Origin of the sequence: Chitinibacter sp. ZOR0017 (assembly GCF_000799095.1) — a bacterium.
Lineage (GTDB): Bacteria > Pseudomonadota > Gammaproteobacteria > Burkholderiales > Chitinibacteraceae > Chitinibacter > Chitinibacter tainanensis.
The window spans coordinates 33635-52632 of sequence record NZ_JTLG01000018.1; the positions used below are offsets into that span (position 1 = coordinate 33635).

The following is an 18998-nucleotide window of genomic DNA, read 5'->3' on the forward strand; positions in this document are numbered from 1 at the left end:
AATGAGAAAGCAAAAGAAAATTTCTTGTAATTATTTTTTGTCAGCCTGGACAGCAAAGTGGAAAGCGCAGCGACCTGCAGCTTGGGCGGCGGTGGGCGTGAATGACAACGGCAAGGGCGAAGATTGCTAGCCAAACTGGTGATTGCTGGCTTTGCTGACGGAAACTGCGCGAAAAGTCAGCCTCACTTACATTATGTAAGCATTTTACGACTTGCCAAGCCGGCGCATTTACGCTTGCAAGACCGACAAACGGTAGCTCCTTGACAGGGCTGTCAGGGAGCTTTTTTTCGGTAAAAAAATGTACGAGCGCGGAAAAAAGATCTTTCGCCTGCGCAAAACAGCGATTTTTTGCTTATTTTTTAGGCAAAAATGGGTAAAAACAGCCGATCACCCGCAGTGAGCGTGCTCACACCCGGCGAAACTGAGCGCTTATTTTTGGCAATATTTCGCAAAATCGGCCCGCACCACCTGCTGGCGCTGCTGCATCTTCTGAATATCGTAGGATTTGTTATTGGCTTTACCGGTTAAACGCCGGGTAATCAGCTCATCTTCCTTCGCGAGCTTGGCGCAGCGTTGCGCTTCGAGCGCCGCCAGCTTGGCTGGATCGGCCTGATAATATTGTGAAGTCGAATTGGCCTGCGCGAACGCGCTCAGGCACAGCAAAGACAGACACAGACGACGCAGCAACATGCGGGGCAACTCCGGCTAAAAATTAGGATTAAATAATACGCGAATTTGGCAGGCGCTTCGCCCCGCCCTGCGCCGGGCTGGGCTTAGGGCAAACGCGACAGAGCCGCCTGCCACTCAGCGGTGAGCGCTGGCCGCGGCAAAAGCTCGCCATCCCAGCTTGCCACCGGCAATAAACCCGATAGCGAATTACACAGCCACAGCCCTTGCAGGCCGGCCAGCTCGGCGCGCGAAATCGGGCGCTCACTCACCGGCCAGCCCAGCTCGGTTGCAGCGCGCCAGCTTTGCGCCCGCGCCACGCCGGCAACCCCGGCGCTATCTAAGCGCGGGGTACACAGCACGCCATCCAGTAGCACCCACACATTGCTCATCACCCCTTCGATCAGCAAGTCATCACGATCAAAAAGCAAGCCTTCGTAAATGGCCGGGTCCTGCCATTCGCGGCGGGCCAGCACACTCTCAAGTCGATTCAGGTGTTTGATGCCAGCCAAGGCTGGCTGCCAGCTGGCGCGAGTGGTGCAACTGCGCACCGCCACACCGACCTGCGCGTATTCAGCTGGGTAAGTCGGCAAAGGGCCGAGCTGGACAATGCGGTTCGGGGTTAAATCCGCGGGCGCGGCATAGCCACGAGCGCTCTCGCCCCGGGTGAGGATAATTTTCGCGGTTGCATCTTGCGGGCCCTCGGCCAGTAATTGCAGCAACTCTGCGCGCAGCAAAGACGCGGGCGGGCATGCAATTCCAAGGCAACCCGCATCGGCCGCCAGCTTGGCCATCTGCTCGGCCCACCAGCAGGGTTGGCCTGCTATGACTTTAATAGTGCGAAAAACGCCGTCGCCATATTGCAGGCCGCGATCGGCCAGATGAATGTGCTCGGCTGGCTGACCATTGAGCAAACGCCGCAGCATGGTTTTATCCTTCAACGCCGAGGGCGCGTAATAACCCGCGGGCTTTGTGGCGGGTTTCCAGTAATTCGCGCTGCGGATCGGAATCCGCCACAATGCCGGCGCCACAGCGGAAATATAATTGCTGGCCGCGCTGGATAAAGGTACGAATCAGGATATTCAAATCCATACTGCCATCGCGATTGATATAGCCGAGCGAGCCGGTGTAACCCAGCCGTGGCCGATCTTCCAGCTCGCGAATAATCTGCATGCAGCGCACTTTGGGGCAGCCTGTAATCGTGCCGCCGGGGAATAGCGCGCGCAAAACATCTGCCGCAGTTATACCCGCCCGGGTATAGGCCCGGATATTAGATTCGATATGGTGTACAAAGGCATACGTCTCAACCGCCATCAGCTCATCGACTTTCACGCTGCCAGGTACGGCGATCCGCCCCAGATCATTGCGCTCCAGATCCACCAGCATAATGTGCTCGGCACGCTCTTTGGGGGTATTGAGGAGTTTCTCTTTCAGCCGCGCATCTTCCTGCGGATCGGGCGAGCGGGCAAAGGTGCCGGCAATGGGTCGCGTTTGCACCACGCCGTCGCGCACACTTACCAGCCGCTCGGGCGAGCTGCTGACAATCTGCGTCGTACCTAAATTCAAATACGCCGAAAATGGTGCCGGATTGGCCACACGCAAATGCGCAAACACATCCAGCGGCTCGCCGGCGGCCAGCGTAACATCCCAGCCGCGCGAGAGGTTCACCTGGAACACATCGCCGTCATAGATATATTGCTTGGCCCGCTCGGCACCGCGGACAAACGCCTCGGGCGCGTCTTCGCTAATCGCGGCAATCTGTAAAGGCTGGGTTTGCCAAGCCTGAGCGCTGACAAGCAAGGCTTGCAACTGCGCTAATTGCGCAGGTGTTTCGGCGATCAGCGTAGCGCGCTGAGTTTCCCGCTCGATCAGCACCGCCGCCGGGCAACGCAGCAAAGCGCCCAATGGCGTGGCGGCAAAAGCCTCGCCGGCGCTGGCGTACTCACGCGTGGGCACGGTTGGCTCGAAGGTTTCCAATAATTCATAGCCGGCGTAGAGCAACCAGCCACCATGAAACGGCCATGGGCTTTGCTCCACGGGGGCGGTGGGCAAGGCCGCCAAGTCGGCCACCAGCTGCGCGCCTTCATCGGCGGCATACAGCCGCTGGCTTTGCGGTAAAGCCGGCAGAATATCCCAGCCCTGGGTGCGGGCTGATTGCAAAATAGCCGGAAACGCCTGCGGGTGGCTGGCCACCAGCGCCTGCAAATCGGGCACCTGATCAAGAGGGGAAGTGTAAACAGCGTGCATGCGCGCATTGTAATGGCAAAGCGGCGCGCGGACGATACGGATCTTCCGCGTGGCAACAGCGTAACCTGCGCCCAAGACATGCGCAGGGGCTTGCGAAAGCGCCCGCTCGCCACCACACTCCCATCATCTGTGCTAACTCTGGAGCGCCCGATGCCACTCAGATTCGCCCTTTTCGCCTGCCTGCTCGCCCCAAGCCTCTGGGCCGCCGAGCCAGCGCCGGTGCGCAGCGTGCCGCAATTGGCACTCGAGCGCTACGCAGGCCAGTGGTATGAAATTGCCAAACTGCCGATGTTTTTTCAGCGCCAATGTGTGAGCAACACCACGGCCAATTACAGCTTAAACCCCGATGGCTCGATCAAGGTGGTCAATCGTTGTCGCAAAGAAGACGGCAGCGAAATCGATGCCACCGGCCGCGCCACCGTAGTGCCCGGTAGCCAAAATGCCCAGCTGGAGGTGAGTTTCTTCTGGCCATTTAAGGCCGACTATTGGGTGATTGGCTTGGCGAATGATTATCGCTGGGCGGTGGTGGGCCAGCCATCGCGTAAATACTTGTGGATCTTAGCGCGCACCCCGCAACTGAGCGAAGCTGATCTGCAAGCTGCGCAACAGATCGCGGTGAGCCAAGGCTATGATTTACGCGAATTAAGCTACACCCCACAAACCAAAGGTATAGCCACCGAAAGCACAAAATAAGAGGATCAGTGAGCAATACATAACCCAGGTATTGCTCACCCAGCGAGTCGATCGCCCTAGCTGGCCGCCTTAGGCGGCCTGCCGATCGAGTGCATCAGCGGTATTGAGTAGTGATTCCATCGCGCGCTCGAACAGCGGCGCTTGCTCCAGCCAGCGGGCCCGGCCCGTTTTGAGCAGACGCTTAAACACATTCACGCCCAGAATCGATGGCGGCGCATCATCGCCCAAGCGCAATAGCAAGCGGGTTTCGTTCGGGCTCATCCAGCACAGCTGGGCGGGGCGCAGTTGCCCGGTTAGATTGATTTCCAGCGGCACCCCATCCCGCAGGCGGGCAAACAGCGCTTCGTTGCTCAGCTCTTCCGGCTCATTGGCCGCAATAGTGCCCTGCACTACCGAGGCCAGCGCGGCCTCGGCCGCCTGATCCATAAAGCCGATTTCAGCTTTCAGCTCGGCAATGGCCTGATCGAGCAAGACCGGATTCACCTGTTCCAGCTCTTGGCTCGGCGCAGCATCTTGCGGGTCTTTTGCCTGCTCGCTGATGTAGTCGGCCATCTGCGCGCGCAACTGCGCCATCGAGGGCACTTCCAGCGCGGTGCTTAAAGTGCCGGCAATCGCGGCGCGATGGGCATCGATCAGATAGCTTTTAAAGCTTTGTTGCTGCGCGGTCGACCACGGGGTGAGTTTTAAGCCTTCACTCAAAACGCCGATCAGCCGTGGAATCATGCCCAGCAGTTGCTGCCGGTCTTCGCGCTCGATTTTCGGCGCGATGCTCCAGAGTAATTCCGGCACAAAAATCCGAAAGCGCAATGCTTGCACTTCATCGGTGCGCTCCGCATGCTCGATCGCATACGGCCACAGATTGATCAGAAAATCCTGCAATAGCGCATCAAGGGTAAAGGGTGCCAGCGCTTGCGCAGTTTGCGCGGTGATACGGGCGTAGCGCAGGGTGCGGCTTTCGGCGTTTTCAATGGCCTGACTGGCGCGTTGGGCGGCATCGTCCAGCGCACGCAATTCGCGGGCGATGAATAGATCCAGCTCATCCAGCATGCGCGCAAATAGCTCAACGCTTTCATCATCATTGCCCAACAGCGCTTCGATAATGCGGCGAATTTCGCCGGTAATCCGCTCGGCCTTGGGGTCGAGCTGCTGCAAGCCCTGAGCAATCGAGCCAATGCGATTAACGAGCAAGCGGGCCGGGTGGTGTTTTTGCGAAAACAGCGCCGGGTCTTGCAGCGCCGTTTTCAGCACCAGCCATTGCAAGCGCCCCAGCTGGGCGCGGATTTCGGCCGGCACTTGGCTATCGCGCAAAATAAACTCAAACAGCATCCCTACCACATCAATAATCATCTGCTCATTGATGTCTTGAGTGGCTTCGGTGAGCTCAGTGCGTTGTTCCAGAATCAGATTGCGCACCTGACCCTGCGCATCCAGCGGCGCCTCTTCGGCTTGTCCATGCCGCAGCTGGCTAATTGCCGAATCCAGCGTAGCACTGACTACCTGCCGGCCTTGCTGCATTGGCATATTCCCTGCCAGCAACTGCCGAATCGAACTACCGATTTGTCGCACCGAGCCCAACCAGCCCGCCACCACCCGGCCAGCTTGCGCCGCCAGATCTTGCCCGGGTGAATAGGCCGGCTCTTCATGCGGATACAGGGCATGCTGGCGCATCATGTCCGACCATTGCTCCAGCCGGGCACTGGCCCAAGCCCCGGTTTGCACCGGCGCCGATTCGTTGGGTGGCAAATAGCTGCCATCCATTTGCGAAACAGGCCCACTGGCAAAGCCATTGGCTTGGCTGGTGTCGACCTCAGTGCCGTGATCAAGCCGTGGGGCGGCATCAGCCTGTAGATCGGCATTCGTCATATGCCGCATCTGCTGCGGATCGGGTAGCTGGCGCACTTTGAGTTGCAGCTGTGCGGCAATACCATGCGCCGCCAGCAGCTCATTGAGCCCGGCGTAAAGTTCTGCCACATGCTTTAGCAGCTGCTCGGCGATGGTATCGCACAGCGGCTCTTGTAATTCGGGCTCAATGTGTAATTGCTCCAGCGCGCGAGTGAGCGAGCGGGATAATAGATAGGGACGGAACGGATTTTCGCGCTCATTGATGTCATCCTGCCCAAACAGGATGGCCATGCGGATATTCAGATCACGCAGCTGCTCTTCGGCCGCGTTGCGCAGGCGGGTGGTGAGTTCATCGATTTTGAGCTCGCCATCAAATTCGCCCGCATCCACCAGCGACAAACTGGCGCTGGCAAACGAAGCGCTGAAGGATGGTCGGAAAGTGCTGTAGGCTGTTTGAAAACTGCGGTTCAGCAATTGCTCCAGCCCATCGGCCAGCTCGGTTTTCCATCCCACCTCACGCGTCATCACTGCGGCGCGGGCGTCGAGCATTTTGCGCTGCTCGCTCAAACTGGTGGCGCGATCCGCTTTGATAAACAGCGCATCGGCCGTCTGCGTCAGCATATCGGGCAAGAGTAAACCGTAGGCGCGTAAAAAAGCCGCGCGCGTAGCGGTTAAGAGTTCATTCCTATCCATACCTATCCATTTTTTGCGCAGCGAAACGAGGATGGGGCAGCCCCGTATTTTGTGTTGTAGCCCGTTTCACTGATTTTCTTGTCATTTTTTGAGTGCGCCAAGATTGTAAGGAATCCAGATTGCAACTTGCATGTATTGCACGCACTAACCGACCAATGGTATTCGACCATAGGCTGAACGGCAGGGCAATAAAAAAGCCGCTCAAAATGAGCGGCTTATTGGCAATGATACCAAGCTGATGCGGGAATCAGATTTTGCGGAACACCAGCGTACCGTTGGTACCACCAAAACCAAAGCTATTCGAGATGGCGACATCAATCTTCATCTCGCGGGCGGTATTGGCGCAATAGTCCAGATCGCAACCGGCTTCGAGGTCTTGCTCGAAAATATTGATGGTAGGTGGCGATACCTGGTGATGCAAGGCCAGGATCGAATACAAGGCCTCAACCCCGCCTGCCCCGCCCAACAAGTGGCCAGTCATGGATTTGGTTGAGTTCACCACCACGTTTTTGGCGTGATCACCCAGCGCAATCTTCAGCGCATTGGTTTCGTTCGCGTCACCCAGTGGCGTTGAAGTGCCGTGTGCATTCACATAATCCACATCGGTGGCGTTCAGGCCAGCATCACGCAGGGCGTTTTGTACGCCGCGCGCCGGGCCATCCGCATTCGGTGCGGTAATGTGGTGCGCATCCGAGCTCATGCCAAAGCCAACCAGCTCGGCATAAATTTTCGCGCCACGTTTTTTCGCGTGCTCGTATTCTTCCAGCACCAATACGCCAGCGCCCTCGCCCATCACGAAACCATCGCGGCCTTTATCCCATGGACGTGATGCCGTTGCCGGATCATCGTTGCGCGTTGACAGCGCTTTCATGGCGGCGAAACCACCGATCCCCAGCTTAGAGATCGCGCCTTCCGCACCACCGGCCACCATCACGTCAGCATCACCGTACTGGATCATCCGCATTGAATCACCGATACAATGCGCGCCGGTGGTACACGCCGAAACGATACCGTAGCTCGGGCCTTGATAGCCTTTGATGATCGATACGTGGCCGGCAATCAGATTCACCAGCGAGCCGGGAATGAAGAACGGGCCAATTTTACGCGGGCCGCCGTGCACAACGTCCACGCCTGTGTTTTCAATCAGGGGCAGACCACCAATGCCGGAACCGATATTGACACCGACCCGGGTTTTGTCCAGATTGGCCACGTCATCCAAGCCCGCGTCGGCCACGGCCTGCAAGGCAGCGGCGATACCGTAATGAATAAACACGTCCATGCGACGTGCATCTTTCGGGCTGATGTACTGACCAATATCGAAATCTTTCACTTCACCAGCGATCTGACACGCCAGATCGCTCGCATCAAAACGAGTGATCATGCCGATGCCGGATTTGCCGGCCAGCAGGTTGGCCCAACCCGTAGCAACATCATTGCCGACGGGGGACACTTGACCCAAACCGGTAACAACTACTCTGCGTTTAGACACGTGGGGGTACTCCGCTTAGGTTTGCCGGGCTTGCCGGCTAACACAGAATGCTGATCGCGCCAGCCAAGGCTGGTTCAAACAGCTGTTTCTGCGCCAGATAAAATAAAACCCCCGCTACGGCTAACCATAGCGGAGGTCTGGAATCACCGAGATTACTTGTTCAGGTGGGCGTTAACGTAGTCAACGGCTTGTTGAACAGTAGTGATTTTCTCAGCGTCCTCGTCAGGGATCTCGCACTCGAACTCTTCTTCGAGGGCCATAACGAGTTCAACGGTGTCGAGTGAGTCGGCGCCGAGGTCGTTTACGAATGAAGAATCAATCTTAACGTCAGTTTCAGGCACGCCCAGTTGCTCAGCAACAATCTTCTTCACGCGCTGTTCGATGTTTTCCATGGATTTAGTTCCCAAGCCTTAATTAGCTTAATTCAGAAAAATGCGTTCGCATTCTACCAAAAATTTGGCGCTGCAAACAGTTACAAGGTGCAATAAGTCGCAAATTTACCTGTTTTCCGGCAAACGTGCTACCGCAGTTGCGGTTATTTTAGTTGCACTTCATCGGCTTAAACCGCAAACGGAGGCGATTCTAACCGATTAATTCATAAACATCCCACCATTTACGTGAATGGTGTTGCCGGTGATGTACGCTGCCTTGTCCGAGGCCAGGAAGCCCACGGCATCGGCGATGTCTTGCGCGTCGCCCAAGCGGCCCAGCGCAATATTGGCAATCAGATGCGCTTTTTGCTCGTCCGGCAGACCACGGGTCATGTCGGTGTCGATAAAGCCTGGCGCCACCGCATTCACCGTCACACCACGGCTACCGATTTCTTTAGCCAACGACTTAGTAAAGCCAAACAGCGCGGCTTTGGCGGCGGAATAGTTGGTTTGCCCAGCATTCCCGGTTGCACCAACGACTGAAGCGATATTGATAATCCGGCCCCAGCGCGCCTTCATCATATTGCGCATCACGGCTTTGGATAATTTGTACACCGGCTTCAGATTGGTATCCATGATGGCATCCCACTCTTCGTCTTTCATGCGCATCAGGAGGTTATCACGGGTGATCCCGGCGTTATTGACCAAGATCGCAATCGCCCCGAATTCTTTTTCGATGTCGGCCACGATGGCGTCACAGGCGCCCTCTTCGGTCACATTCAGGCGTTTACCCGCGCCGGTCGCGCCGGCTTCTTTCAGGTAGGCGCTGATGGCTTCTGCGCCACTATCGCTGGTGGCCGTACCCACCACAATTGCGCCCATCCGAGCCAGTTCCAGCGCAATGGCTTGGCCGATCCCGCGTGAGGCACCTGTCACCAGCGCCACTTTACCTTGCAAACTCATCTTTAACTCCCTATTGGGGGTATTACTCTACAGACCAATTATTTCAATCCATGCAGAGCAATACCCTAAGTATTATTCAGCGCTCAGCAAAGCATCCAGCGCAACACCATCCACCAAGGCTACCGAGTTAAGCTCTGGAGCGATCCGTTTATTCAGGCCCACCAGTACTTTACCCGGGCCGCATTCTGCCACCAGATCAACGCCGTCGGCGACCATTTTCTGCACCGTTTCGACCCAGCGCACCGGCTGATACAGCTGACGCACCAGCGCATCACGAATCTGCTCCGGATTGCTGTAGCTCGCCACATCCGCGTTGTGCAACACCGGAATCACCGGCGCTTGCAACTCGATGGTGGCCAATTTTGCTGCCAGCTTCGCGGCGGCCGGGCGCATCAGATCACAATGCGAAGGCACCGATACCGGCAACAGCAGCGCACGTTTAGCACCGCGGGCTTTACACGCCTCGCAGGCGCGCTCAACTGCCGCTTTATGCCCGGCAATCACCACTTGGCCAGGTGAGTTGAAATTCACCGCCTGCACCACTTCACCCTGCGCGCTTTCCGCACATGCGGCGATGATGTCAGCGTCGGCCAGATTCAAAATCGCCGCCATCGCGCCGGTACCCGCTGGCACGGCTTCTTGCATGGCTTCGGCCCGCAGGCGCACCAGTTCCAGCGCGTCACCAAAACTCAGGACTTCAGCTGCCACCAGCGCGCTGTATTCGCCCAAGCTATGCCCGGCCAGGACGGCGGGCTGTGCGCCACCACGGGCCTGATAGGCACGCCATACGGCCACACCCGCGGCCAGCATCACCGGTTGGGTATTCACAGTAGCGTTCAGCGCTTCGGCCGGGCCGTCGCTCACCATGGCCCACAAATCTTGCCCCAGCACGCTGGAAGCTTCATCAAATGTGGCTTTCACAATCGGCATTTCTGCCCAGCCGGCCATCATGCCGACAGCTTGCGAACCCTGACCCGGAAAAACAAAAGCCAATGACATCGCTCACTCCTTGGTTGTGGCGGGCTAACCCACCCTAAAACAATTGTTTGAAACCCAATAAAAACGGCGCTGATGGCGCCGTTGGATTTAGTACTTGGCCAGAATAGCGCCCCAGGCAAACCCGCCGCCAATCCCTTCCATTAAGAGGGTTTGGCCGCGCTGGATTTTGCCAGTGCGGATACCATGATCCAGTGCCAGCGGAATCGAAGCCGCCGAGGTATTGCCTTGCTGAGCCAGCGTAACAATCACATTGTCCATGCTCATGCCCAGATGCTTGGCAGTGGATTCGATAATGCGCACATTGGCTTGGTGCGGCACCAGCCAATCGATATCGCTCTTTTGCAAGCCCGCCTCAGCCAGCGTAGCCTCGGCCACATCGGCCAGCGCCCGCACGGCAAATTTGAAGACGGCATTGCCTTCCATATAGATCCACGGCTCACCATCGAGCACGCCTTGTTTCGGGCGCGCCGCGGTTTTCAGGATGCCGTTATATCGGCCATCAGCGTGCAGCTTGGTCGCCAGAATGCCGGGCTCAGCAGACGCCGTGAGCACCACCGCGCCCGCGCCATCGCCAAACAAAATGCAGGTAGCGCGATCTTGCCAGTTGATCAGATTAGAGAGCTTTTCGGCCCCCACTACCACCGCGCATTTAGCCGCGCCGCTTTTGATCATGGCATTGGCCGTGGTCAGGGCATAGGCAAACCCCGCGCAGACCGCCTGCACATCAAAGGCCGGAAAGCCGTGCAGACCGAGTTTGTCCTGCAACAGACATGCCGTCGATGGGAAAATATTATCCGGCGTGGTGGTGGCTACGATCAGCAGATCGATGTCTTCCCGTGCGATGCCAGCGCTTTCGATGGCCCGCTCCACGGCGATCAGAGCCAGATCGGAAGTTAACTGATCATCCGCTGCGATATGGCGGGCCGAAATCCCGGTCCGGCTCACAATCCACTCATCGCTGGTGTCCACCGACTGCGCCAGCTCGTGGTTGGTGAGGATGCGTTCTGGCAGGTACGAGCCCGTGCCGGCTATGCGGGAATAAATCACAACGCCCCCTTGGCTTTATGCGTTCGGAACAGCCGCATCTGCGGCTTGAAGGTGCTGCAGCTCTTGCTGCACCTGATCGGTAATACGCTGAATCAGACCGGCGCGGGCTTCCTCAACGGCCTGAGCCAGCGCCCAGTAAAATGCCACTGAATCGGCACCGCCGTGGCTTTTCACCACGATGCCGCGCAAACCCAGAAAGGACGCGCCGTTATAGCGACGCGGATCGAGCTTGCGTTTAAATCCTTTCAATACCGGCATGGCCACCATGGCCATCAGCTTGCTGAGCCAGCTGCGGCTAAATTCGGCTTTCAGATAGGTACTGAACATTTGCGCCACGCCTTCAGAAGCCTTGAGCGTGATATTGCCGGTAAAGCCATCACAGGCCACTACATCCACGGTGCCCTTGTAGATGTCATTGCCTTCAACATAACCGGCAAAATTCAACCGGGTTTGTCGCAATAGCTCGGTGGCGGCCTTCACCACTTCATTGCCCTTGATGTCTTCCGAGCCAACATTCAAGAGGCCTACCGTTGGGCTAGCGCTTTGCTTGATCGCGCCATACATGGCTGAGCCCATGATCGCAAACTGCGTCAGCTGCTCTGGCGACGAATCGACATTCGCGCCCAGATCCAGCATCAGCGTTTCACTGCCTTTCATGGTCGGCATCAGGCTGGCAATCGCCGGACGATCAATCCCCGGAATAGTCTTGAGCACAAAGCGCGCCGTGGCCATCAAGGCGCCGGTATTGCCAGCGGACACGCACGCATTGGCCTCACCCGATTTCACCAGATTGATCGCCACGCGCATCGACGAGTCTTTTTTGTTTTTCATGGCTAGCTGCGGCGATTCATCCATCGCCACGACTTCGGATGCCGGATGAATGCGCAGGCGCGGCCCCACTTCGACCTTGTGCGCGGTCAGCTCGGCGGCCAGCGCATCCGGCAGGCCCACCAACACGATATTCACATCGGGGTTATCGCGCAAAAAACGCAAGGCGGCCGGCACGGTAACATGCGTTCCGTGATCGCCACCCATGGCATCTACTGCAACGGTAATGTCCATCTGAAATCCCACCCAGCCTGACGCTACGCCCGACCGGAAAATACCAAGAAAAACCAGCGCCGAGGCTTTCCGCAGGGAAAAACTCAGGCTGGACTGGCTGCCTCATCATGACATGGGCGCACCAGTGTACTCGCTTGTGCTTGTAAAACGACGAACGGCGCAAGCGAGAGGTCTCACTTGCGCCGCTAGGCTAAGCAAAGCTTAGAGAGGCAATCAAAGCCGCGAATTACTCGCCTTTAGCCTTGATTACGCGACGGCCTTTGTAGAAGCCGTTTGGAGAAATGTGGTGTGGGCGATGAACTTCGCCAGTTGCTGGATCAACAGATACAGCTGGAGCTGACAGGAAGTCGTGAGCGCGGTGCATACCACGTTTAGAAGGTGATTTTTTATTCTGTTGAACGGCCATGTTAATACTCCTTAATACTCAGTTGTCATTCCGCTTTCCTGGTTTTCAACTGAGCCAGGACTGCAAACGGATTCGGTTTATCGCTCGCCAATTTGGCCAGCGCGTCTTTGTCACTGCATTGCGTATGCGTGGGCGCAATCGGCAAGGCCAGCAAGATTTCGTCTTCGACCAACGCCTCAATATCCAGCGCTGGATCAATCAGCATACCTTCCAGGTCTTCATCGATGGCTTCCGCCTCGTCGATGTCCGCCTCGCTGGTAAACTGAGTCAGTACGGTCTCGCTATGCAGCGGCCACGGCACCCCGGTCAGACAGCGTTGGCAGACCAACTGCAAATCACCTGTTACTTCCAAATAAAGCCACAAGCGTTGCAATCGATCCACGCCGCCTTCGATATGCCAGTGCACTTCACCTGACGTATCGGCCAGCTGATCGTGAAGGCGGGAAAGCTGGGCAAGTGGTATCGAACCCTTGAGTTCTTTAGCTTCTTGCGCAAATTCCGCGCTATGAATCACAGTCATCTTGGCTGCCGCGTAGAACCGGAAACCGCGCATGATATAATGCGCACCTACCCGTGTCAATTGCGCGTCGACCGCAAAAGGTGAACATTTCTTATGCAAAAACAAGCCCATCCTGCGCCCCGGCTGGTTCTGGCCTCGACCTCGGTCTACCGCAAGGAGTTACTCAGCCGTTTGGGCGTGCCCTTTGAGGTGGCCGCGCCCGAAGTGGATGAAACCCCGCTGCCCGGCGAAACCGCCGCCCAAACCAGCGAGCGGCTGGCCATTGCCAAAGCGCAAGCCCTGGCCGCAAGCTTTCCCGCCAGCCTGATTATCGGCTCTGACCAAGTGGCGCTACTGAATGGCGAGCAACTGGGCAAGCCCGGCACGCACGCGCGGGCCGTGGCGCAATTGCAAGCCATGCGCGGGCAAAGCATTGATTTTCATACGGCCTTGGCCCTGCATAACACCGCCACAGGCCAAACCCAGAGCGTGGTCGACATCACTCGCGTCACCATGCGCAATTATACCGACGCGCAGATTGAAAGTTATTTACAGCGCGAACAGCCGTACAACTGCGCCGGCAGCGCCAAAACCGAAGGCCTGGGCGTGGTGATGATTGCCAGCATCGAAGGCCGCGATCCGGCTGCCATCATCGGCCTGCCGCTGATCGAGCTGGTGAGCATGCTGAACGCCGAGCAGTTCGCCCTTCTTTAACCCCCAGGGTATTGCTCTGCAAGCAATATGAATCAATACCCACAGGGCAATACCCTTTAGCCAAGCGAAACCATCATGGCCGGCACCCTTTATTTAATTCCTGTACCGCTGGGCGGCGACACCCTTGAGCACATTCTGCCGCCCGAGGTAATCCACATCGCCCGTACGCTGACGCATTTTGTGGTGGAAAACGCCAAAACCACCCGCGCGCATCTGAAGCTATTTGGCACCCCGCATGAATTACGCAGCCTGAGCATGGCCGAGCTCTCGGAGCACACCAAGCCACAGGAAGTCAGCGCCCTGCTGCAACCGCTGCTCGATGGCCACGATGTGGGTCTACTCTCCGAAGCGGGCTGCCCCGGCGTGGCCGACCCGGGCGCGCGCCTGGTGCAATTGGCGCATCAACGCGGTGTACGCGTGATGCCACTGGTCGGGCCATCGTCCTTGCTGCTGGCGCTAATGGGCTCGGGCGCCAATGGGCAGAAATTTCGCTTCAACGGCTATTTGCCGGCCGATGCCGGCCAGCGCCTGCAAACCATCCGCCAGCTGGAAACCATTTCCGCCAAAGAAGGCCAGGCCGAGCTCTTTATCGAAACGCCCTACCGCAACCCGGCGCTCTTTAGCGCACTGCGCGACACCCTCAAGCCCGGCACCCGGCTCACCGTGGCCTGCGATCTCACCTTGCCCAGCCAGGAGATCCTCACGCTGGATATCGCCAGCTGGAAAAAACGCCCCGAGCCGCAACTGAATAAGCGGCCAACGGTGTTTATTCTTCAGGCCTAAGCAAGCTGTAGCTGCGGCAGCATCGCCTGCCGCGGCGCGGATGTGAATATGTCCGCGCCAAGCTGAGCCGCAGCCATTAAGCTGGCGCGCTCAGGAGAATCATCATGCCCAAACACCCTTTTCCGCTCATCCCAGCCAGCGCTTGCGCGCTGCTATTTCTGGCCTTGATTGCTTTTTACCCGCAACTGGCATGGCTGGATGCGGCCGTCGGCCAAGCCCTCTATGGCGGTCACGCCGTAACGATTAGCGCGGCGCGCGGCTTGCAAGCCTTGGGCAGTGGCTGGGGTGTAGCCGCACTGGGCGCAGCGGCCGCGCTGGGCTTAATCCGCCATTGGCGTGATCGGCCAGCGGCGTGGGGTTTGCTGGCGGCGCTGGTGGCCTGTGGCGCCAGCAACCAACTGGCCAAGCTGTGGCTGGCCCGCCCCCGGCCGGAATGGGGGCCGCTACTGGCGCAGGCCAGTGGCTATTCGCTCCCCAGCGGGCACGCCATGGCCGCCTGCACCTTGGCCGCCGTGCTGGCCAGCATTGCCAGCCGGCATCGCCCCGCCAAACAAGCGCTGTGGTGGAGCCTGGCGGCAACCTGGGTTTTGGCCAGCTGCCTGGCCCGATTGGTACTGGGCGTGCACTACTTCACGGATCTAGTGGCCGGCGTGGCGCTTGCCAGCCTGGTGGTGCTGGGCTTTCGGCAATTTTATCTACAACAGGAACGGGGTATCTCGCTGTAGGCTTAGTGTTCAAAGCGATAGCGCTCAATACCCTGCTGCAGCTCACCACCTAGGCTGCTGAGATCCTGCCCGATGCTACGCATCGTGCTTACCCGCTCCATGCCATCGGCCAGTATCGCAAACAAGCCTTCCAACGCCTGCCGCTGCTCGTCCACACTGGCCAGCTGCGCCGCGATTTCGGCGGCAATTTGCCGGGTGGAAGCGCTGGTCTGCTCGGCGCTGCCGCTAATGGCCTGAATACGCTCAGTGGTCTGCGCCATTTGCGCCAAACCGGTTTGAGTGCTGGCCATAATCTGGCCCATGGCTTGCTGATTGGCCTCGATCAACTTGGCCAACCCCTGAATAATCAAATTGATTTCGTGGGTAGCTTCGCCAGTACGCTGGGCGAGCTTGCGCACTTCGTCGGCCACCACGGCAAAACCGCGCCCTTGCTCGCCCGCGCGGGCGGCCTCAATCGCGGCATTGAGCGCAAGTAAATTAGTCTGCTCGGAAATCTCGCTAATCGTGCCGGTAATGGCATGAATTTGCTGCCCCGCAGCGGCCAGCTGCACCACTTTATCGCTGGCCGCCGTGGCCTGCCCGGCAATGCTTTGCATTTCGGCTTCGCAGCTCATCACCGCCTGCAAGCCCTGCGCCGCCTGGCCGGCGGTGGCTTCCACCTGCTGCAGAATTTGCACCGATAATTGCTCCACTTGCAGCGAATTATCATTCAGCTGCTCGGTTACGGCGGTGACGGTATTGGCGCGCTGCTGGCGCGCCTCGCTAGCCGCCAGAATGCCATCGCCGGCTTGCGTCATCTCGCTCGCGGCCTGCCGCACGCCCTGCGCCAGCCGAAATAACAGCCGCATTTGCGTCGTGAGCTGCTGTTGCAACACGACCAAGCTAGCTAACACACTATGCTGATCCTGCCCGCGCAAGGCCGGCGGCGCGGGGCGTAATTCACCTTGCGCCAATTGCTGCGCCAACCCTTTGGCCTGCAAAGGATCGCCACCCAAACGCTGCAACATTTCGCCATACAGCAACCACAGCAAGCCCGTCATCAGTAGCAAGCCCACGAGCCCCAGCCCCAGCAAGACCTGATCGGCAGTCTGCACCGCTGCACGCAGTTGGCTGGCCGTTTCGCCAGCAAATTCATTGCCCTGCTTCACCACCGCATCAATACCGCGCCGATGCTGATCGTAAATGTTTTCCAGCCGATCCAGCGCGGCCAGCATCGCCGCCTCATCACCGGCTTTGGCGGCAGGCCAAAGCTGGCTGTGCTGCAGTTGCCAGAATTGCTCTCCCGCCGTTTTCGGCGCCCCAAGCAAAGCATTACGCAAAGTGGAATTAAAGCCTTCCTGCTCAGCCCAATAGCGGTTGCGGGTCTGGTATTCGCCCTCTAGCCGCAGCAAGGTCGCCAGCAGCGCATCGCGCTCGGCGGCGGGCGCACGCATCAGCTGATGGCTCACCAGCATGGCCTCCACCACATACAGCGGTGGCGGCAAAATATCGGCGACCACATCCTTGCCCAAGCCCATCCGATCAGCGGCCGCCGCCGTGCTATGCAATGTGCGATAAGCCATGCCGCTGAGCACCAACACCAGCACCAGCGACAAGGTCAAAATCAGCGCCAGAAAGCGCCGCAGGCTAAGTCGAGCCAACATGAATTCACTCCCACCTTGCAGTTTGACGGCGTACGTCAGAAAGACCCCATGCAGAGTGTGGTAGTGCACTGCAACAGCAGTGTCAAATTCGTCCGCGCGCGGCCGGCACTAGCTCGAAAGCTCCGGCCACAGCGGCAGAGTATAGCCCTGCGGCACTTCGCGCTCGGCATAGCGCACACCTAAACCCAGCAAACGCACGGGCTTGGCGCCGCGTGTCCAGGCTTGCTGCAGCAATTGCGCGTACAGCGCCGGCGTGGGCTGCGGCTGGATGCATTCCATGGTGGTTTGGGTGAAGTCGTGAAATTTGATTTTCACAAAGGCCTTATGGGGGGTATCGGCCTGTGATCGGCTCTGGCGCTGGCTAAAATCAGCATACAGGGTGGGTATTTGTGCCAAACACGCAGCCAGATCGGGCAAATCCTGCGCGTAGGTGTGCTCCACCGATAATGATTTGCGCTGTTCGCGCACCGCCACCGGCCGCTCATCCTGCCCGCGCGCCTGCCAGTACAGCGCCTCACCCAGCCGCCCCAACACCCGTACCAGCTCGGCCTGCGGCCAGGCCTGCACATCGGCACAGGTATTGAGCCCCAGCTGGCTTAAGCGCGCGGCAGTGACCTTGCCAATGCCCCAGAGCTTGCCCACCGGCAAGCTGGGCATAAAGTCGGCGACATCCTCGGGGGTAATCACAAACTGGCCATTGGGTTTGCGCCAATCACTGGCGATTTTGGCCAAGAGTTTATTTGGCGCGATCCCGGCGCTAGCGGTGATGCCCACTTCGGCCTCGATCCGCGCGCGGATTTCCTGCGCCATCAACGTGGCGCTGCCCTGACAATGACTGAGCCCGGTCACATCAAGATAGGCCTCATCCAGCGACAGCGGCTCAATGCGCTCGGTGTAGTCACGAAAAATCGCCTGCACCTGCTGTGAAGCGGCCTTATAGCGGGCAAAATCGTGCGGCAGCAGCACCAGCTGCGGGCACAACCGCAAAGCCGTACGGGTCGGCATGGCCGAATGCACACCAAAGCGGCGGGCAGGATAATTGCAGGTGGAGATCACCCCGCGCTGCTCGGGCGCGCCGCCAATCGCAATCGGCTGGCTGCGTAATTCGGGCCGGTCGCGCATTTCCACCGCCGCGTAAAAGCAATCGCAGTCGATATGAATGATTTTGCGCACACCCGCCTCCGCGGCCAAAAACCAAAGTGTACGATCGTTCACCTTATTGGGCAAGCCATGCTGCCGCTGATCAGCCCAGCGGGCACCCAGCCGCCCCGGGTGCGTCCAAGCTATTGATAATACAAGTGCTGCTGTTTGCCGGAGTGGATCATGGCTTCCTCAATATCCCCGCTTAGCTTGAATACCAGTGCCGCCCAGATCGAACGCGGGCGGGTCAATGTCCGCGTAGCCACCGCCACTACGCCACAGGAAAAAGTCGACCTCCGCGGCGAAAGCCCCAGCGCGCCGCTCACCTACAGCAATCCGAAAAACCCACGCATTGTGCCGCCCGATTTAGAAACCCTACTCACCGAATCGGCACGCAAAGTGGATGAAATGCTCAATCTGATTCGCCCGCTGGTCGAGCAGCAGGGCTTGCAGATGAATCTGGTGGCCAGCGGCCAGCAGCGCCTGCAAGTAGATCAGGACACCATCGATGCAGCCAAAGCGGCGATTGGTGAAGATGGTGAATTCGGAGTGCGCAAAGTCGCCGAGCGGATTTTAAGCTTTGCCAAATTTGCGATGGGTGATGATCCAGCCCAGCTGGATAAAATCGAAGCCGCTGTCGCCGATGGCTTTGCAGCCGCCAAGCAGGCGCTGGGCGGTACGCTACCCGAGATTAGCGAGCAAACCTTCCAAACCATCAAAGATGAATTTGCCCGCTGGCGCAGCGAAGGTATTCCAGCCGGCGATACCGTGAGCTTACCCCGCGCCAGTAGCGATACCCCTGCCAGTACCAGCCCCAACACCATCCAAACCAAGGCTTAGCAAGCGATACCCCAGAGCAAAACAGGCCGCCATGGCGGCCTGTTTGGTTTGATGCTGTCCGCGGCTGATGGAAAGCCACGGCAGCTGAATCAGCGACAGATGATTGGCTGCGAATGACTCCGTTGCAATCGATCAACGGCGCGAAGCCATTAGCGCAACTTGCGCCAACCAAGGCG

At 58.4% G+C, this 18998-nt stretch carries 19 protein-coding genes; 5 read left to right on the forward strand and 14 right to left on the reverse strand.

Translation table 11 applies throughout. The features are described from left to right. Positions 1–429: 429 nt before the first annotated feature. The 3 genes from L991_RS06505 to L991_RS06515 form a co-directional block, all read right to left on the reverse strand. On the reverse strand, positions 430–690 hold the full coding sequence (locus L991_RS06505; RefSeq protein WP_047393534.1) for a hypothetical protein: 261 nt from the start codon (positions 688–690) through the stop codon (positions 430–432). 83 nt (positions 691–773) lie between these two features. Continuing rightward, positions 774–1592 (reverse strand): aminodeoxychorismate lyase, encoded by an 819-nt coding sequence (pabC, locus tag L991_RS06510; RefSeq protein WP_047393536.1) that lies wholly within the window; start codon positions 1590–1592, stop codon positions 774–776. A gap of 4 nt (positions 1593–1596) precedes the next feature. Then, on the reverse strand, positions 1597–2913 hold the full coding sequence (locus tag L991_RS06515) for an aminodeoxychorismate synthase component I (protein WP_047393537.1): 1317 nt from the start codon (positions 2911–2913) through the stop codon (positions 1597–1599). A gap of 150 nt (positions 2914–3063) precedes the next feature. On the opposite strand from L991_RS06515, the gene L991_RS06520 reads away from it, so the two are divergent. Then, on the forward strand, positions 3064–3606 hold the full coding sequence (locus L991_RS06520) for a lipocalin family protein (protein WP_047393539.1): 543 nt from the start codon (positions 3064–3066) through the stop codon (positions 3604–3606). A gap of 69 nt (positions 3607–3675) precedes the next feature. Here the strand turns inward: L991_RS06520 and L991_RS06525 are convergent, their stop codons facing one another. The 9 genes from L991_RS06525 to L991_RS06560 form a co-directional block, all read right to left on the reverse strand. After that, positions 3676–6141 carry a DUF1631 family protein gene (locus L991_RS06525; protein WP_047393540.1) on the reverse strand — a complete coding sequence of 822 codons (2466 nt, stop codon included), beginning with the start codon at positions 6139–6141 and terminating at the stop codon, positions 3676–3678. Positions 6142–6388: 247 nt separating this feature from the next. Then, a complete protein-coding gene (gene fabF / locus L991_RS06530) occupies positions 6389–7630 on the reverse strand; it encodes a beta-ketoacyl-ACP synthase II (RefSeq protein ID WP_047393541.1) in 1242 nt (413 codons plus the stop codon). A 152-nt stretch (positions 7631–7782) separates the two neighbouring features. Continuing rightward, positions 7783–8022 carry an acyl carrier protein gene (acpP, locus tag L991_RS06535; RefSeq protein WP_028449818.1) on the reverse strand — a complete coding sequence of 80 codons (240 nt, stop codon included), beginning with the start codon at positions 8020–8022 and terminating at the stop codon, positions 7783–7785. Between the two features lie 198 nt (positions 8023–8220). After that, complete coding sequence (gene fabG / locus L991_RS06540) at positions 8221–8964, reverse strand: 3-oxoacyl-ACP reductase FabG (protein WP_047393543.1); 744 nt, start codon at positions 8962–8964, stop codon at positions 8221–8223. 72 nt (positions 8965–9036) lie between these two features. Beyond that, a complete protein-coding gene (fabD, locus tag L991_RS06545) occupies positions 9037–9963 on the reverse strand; it encodes an ACP S-malonyltransferase (RefSeq protein WP_047393545.1) in 927 nt (308 codons plus the stop codon). An 87-nt stretch (positions 9964–10050) separates the two neighbouring features. Further along, positions 10051–11010, reverse strand: a complete 960-nt coding sequence (locus tag L991_RS06550; protein ID WP_028449815.1) for a beta-ketoacyl-ACP synthase III — start codon at positions 11008–11010, stop codon at positions 10051–10053. A 15-nt stretch (positions 11011–11025) separates the two neighbouring features. Then, the gene (gene plsX / locus L991_RS06555; protein ID WP_028449814.1) at positions 11026–12072 is read right to left on the reverse strand and encodes a phosphate acyltransferase PlsX; all 1047 of its coding nucleotides are present in this window, start codon (positions 12070–12072) and stop codon (positions 11026–11028) included. 226 nt (positions 12073–12298) lie between these two features. Next, positions 12299–12478: a 50S ribosomal protein L32 gene (rpmF, locus tag L991_RS16915; RefSeq protein WP_081986560.1), complete on the reverse strand. Its 180-nt coding sequence runs from the start codon at positions 12476–12478 to the stop codon at positions 12299–12301. 25 nt (positions 12479–12503) lie between these two features. Further along, positions 12504–12998, reverse strand: coding sequence for a DUF177 domain-containing protein (locus tag L991_RS06560; RefSeq protein WP_028449813.1), 495 nt, complete (start codon positions 12996–12998; stop codon positions 12504–12506). Positions 12999–13091: 93 nt separating this feature from the next. On the opposite strand from L991_RS06560, the gene L991_RS06565 reads away from it, so the two are divergent. The 3 genes from L991_RS06565 to L991_RS16465 all read left to right on the forward strand — a co-directional run bounded on the left by L991_RS06565 (position 13092) and on the right by L991_RS16465 (position 15199). Further along, positions 13092–13691, forward strand: coding sequence for a Maf family nucleotide pyrophosphatase (locus L991_RS06565; RefSeq protein ID WP_047393547.1), 600 nt, complete (start codon positions 13092–13094; stop codon positions 13689–13691). Between the two features lie 75 nt (positions 13692–13766). Then, a complete protein-coding gene (locus L991_RS06570) occupies positions 13767–14474 on the forward strand; it encodes an SAM-dependent methyltransferase (RefSeq protein WP_047393549.1) in 708 nt (235 codons plus the stop codon). A 104-nt stretch (positions 14475–14578) separates the two neighbouring features. Continuing rightward, positions 14579–15199 carry a phosphatase PAP2 family protein gene (locus tag L991_RS16465; RefSeq protein ID WP_052190683.1) on the forward strand — a complete coding sequence of 207 codons (621 nt, stop codon included), beginning with the start codon at positions 14579–14581 and terminating at the stop codon, positions 15197–15199. Positions 15200–15201: 2 nt separating this feature from the next. Here L991_RS16465 and L991_RS06580 read toward each other — a convergent pair whose 3' ends face one another. After that, complete coding sequence (locus L991_RS06580; protein WP_047393551.1) at positions 15202–16842, reverse strand: methyl-accepting chemotaxis protein; 1641 nt, start codon at positions 16840–16842, stop codon at positions 15202–15204. A 108-nt stretch (positions 16843–16950) separates the two neighbouring features. Beyond that, positions 16951–18015 carry a DNA polymerase IV gene (gene dinB / locus L991_RS06585; protein WP_047393583.1) on the reverse strand — a complete coding sequence of 355 codons (1065 nt, stop codon included), beginning with the start codon at positions 18013–18015 and terminating at the stop codon, positions 16951–16953. A 150-nt stretch (positions 18016–18165) separates the two neighbouring features. Between dinB and L991_RS06590 the strand changes: the two genes are divergently transcribed. Next, a complete protein-coding gene (locus L991_RS06590) occupies positions 18166–18822 on the forward strand; it encodes a hypothetical protein (protein ID WP_156129012.1) in 657 nt (218 codons plus the stop codon). Positions 18823–18998: the final 176 nt, after the last annotated feature.

Bases quoted from the DNA above. Each gene is read 5' to 3' on its own strand.
- L991_RS06505 (WP_047393534.1), bottom strand. From the start codon at position 690: ATGTTGCTGCGTCGTCTGTGTCTGTCTTTGCTGTGCCTGAGCGCGTTC.
- pabC (WP_047393536.1), bottom strand. From the start codon at position 1,592: ATGCTGCGGCGTTTGCTCAATGGTCAGCCAGCCGAGCACATTCATCTG.
- L991_RS06515 (WP_047393537.1), bottom strand. From the start codon at position 2,913: ATGCACGCTGTTTACACTTCCCCTCTTGATCAGGTGCCCGATTTGCAG.
- L991_RS06520 (WP_047393539.1), top strand. From the start codon at position 3,064: ATGCCACTCAGATTCGCCCTTTTCGCCTGCCTGCTCGCCCCAAGCCTC.
- L991_RS06525 (WP_047393540.1), bottom strand. From the start codon at position 6,141: ATGGATAGGAATGAACTCTTAACCGCTACGCGCGCGGCTTTTTTACGC.
- acpP (WP_028449818.1), bottom strand. From the start codon at position 8,022: ATGGAAAACATCGAACAGCGCGTGAAGAAGATTGTTGCTGAGCAACTG.
- fabG (WP_047393543.1), bottom strand. From the start codon at position 8,964: ATGAGTTTGCAAGGTAAAGTGGCGCTGGTGACAGGTGCCTCACGCGGG.
- fabD (WP_047393545.1), bottom strand. From the start codon at position 9,963: ATGTCATTGGCTTTTGTTTTTCCGGGTCAGGGTTCGCAAGCTGTCGGC.
- plsX (WP_028449814.1), bottom strand. From the start codon at position 12,072: ATGGACATTACCGTTGCAGTAGATGCCATGGGTGGCGATCACGGAACG.
- rpmF (WP_081986560.1), bottom strand. From the start codon at position 12,478: ATGGCCGTTCAACAGAATAAAAAATCACCTTCTAAACGTGGTATGCAC.
- L991_RS06560 (WP_028449813.1), bottom strand. From the start codon at position 12,998: ATGACTGTGATTCATAGCGCGGAATTTGCGCAAGAAGCTAAAGAACTC.
- L991_RS06565 (WP_047393547.1), top strand. From the start codon at position 13,092: ATGCAAAAACAAGCCCATCCTGCGCCCCGGCTGGTTCTGGCCTCGACC.
- L991_RS06570 (WP_047393549.1), top strand. From the start codon at position 13,767: ATGGCCGGCACCCTTTATTTAATTCCTGTACCGCTGGGCGGCGACACC.
- L991_RS16465 (WP_052190683.1), top strand. From the start codon at position 14,579: ATGCCCAAACACCCTTTTCCGCTCATCCCAGCCAGCGCTTGCGCGCTG.
- L991_RS06580 (WP_047393551.1), bottom strand. From the start codon at position 16,842: ATGTTGGCTCGACTTAGCCTGCGGCGCTTTCTGGCGCTGATTTTGACC.
- L991_RS06590 (WP_156129012.1), top strand. From the start codon at position 18,166: ATGGCTTCCTCAATATCCCCGCTTAGCTTGAATACCAGTGCCGCCCAG.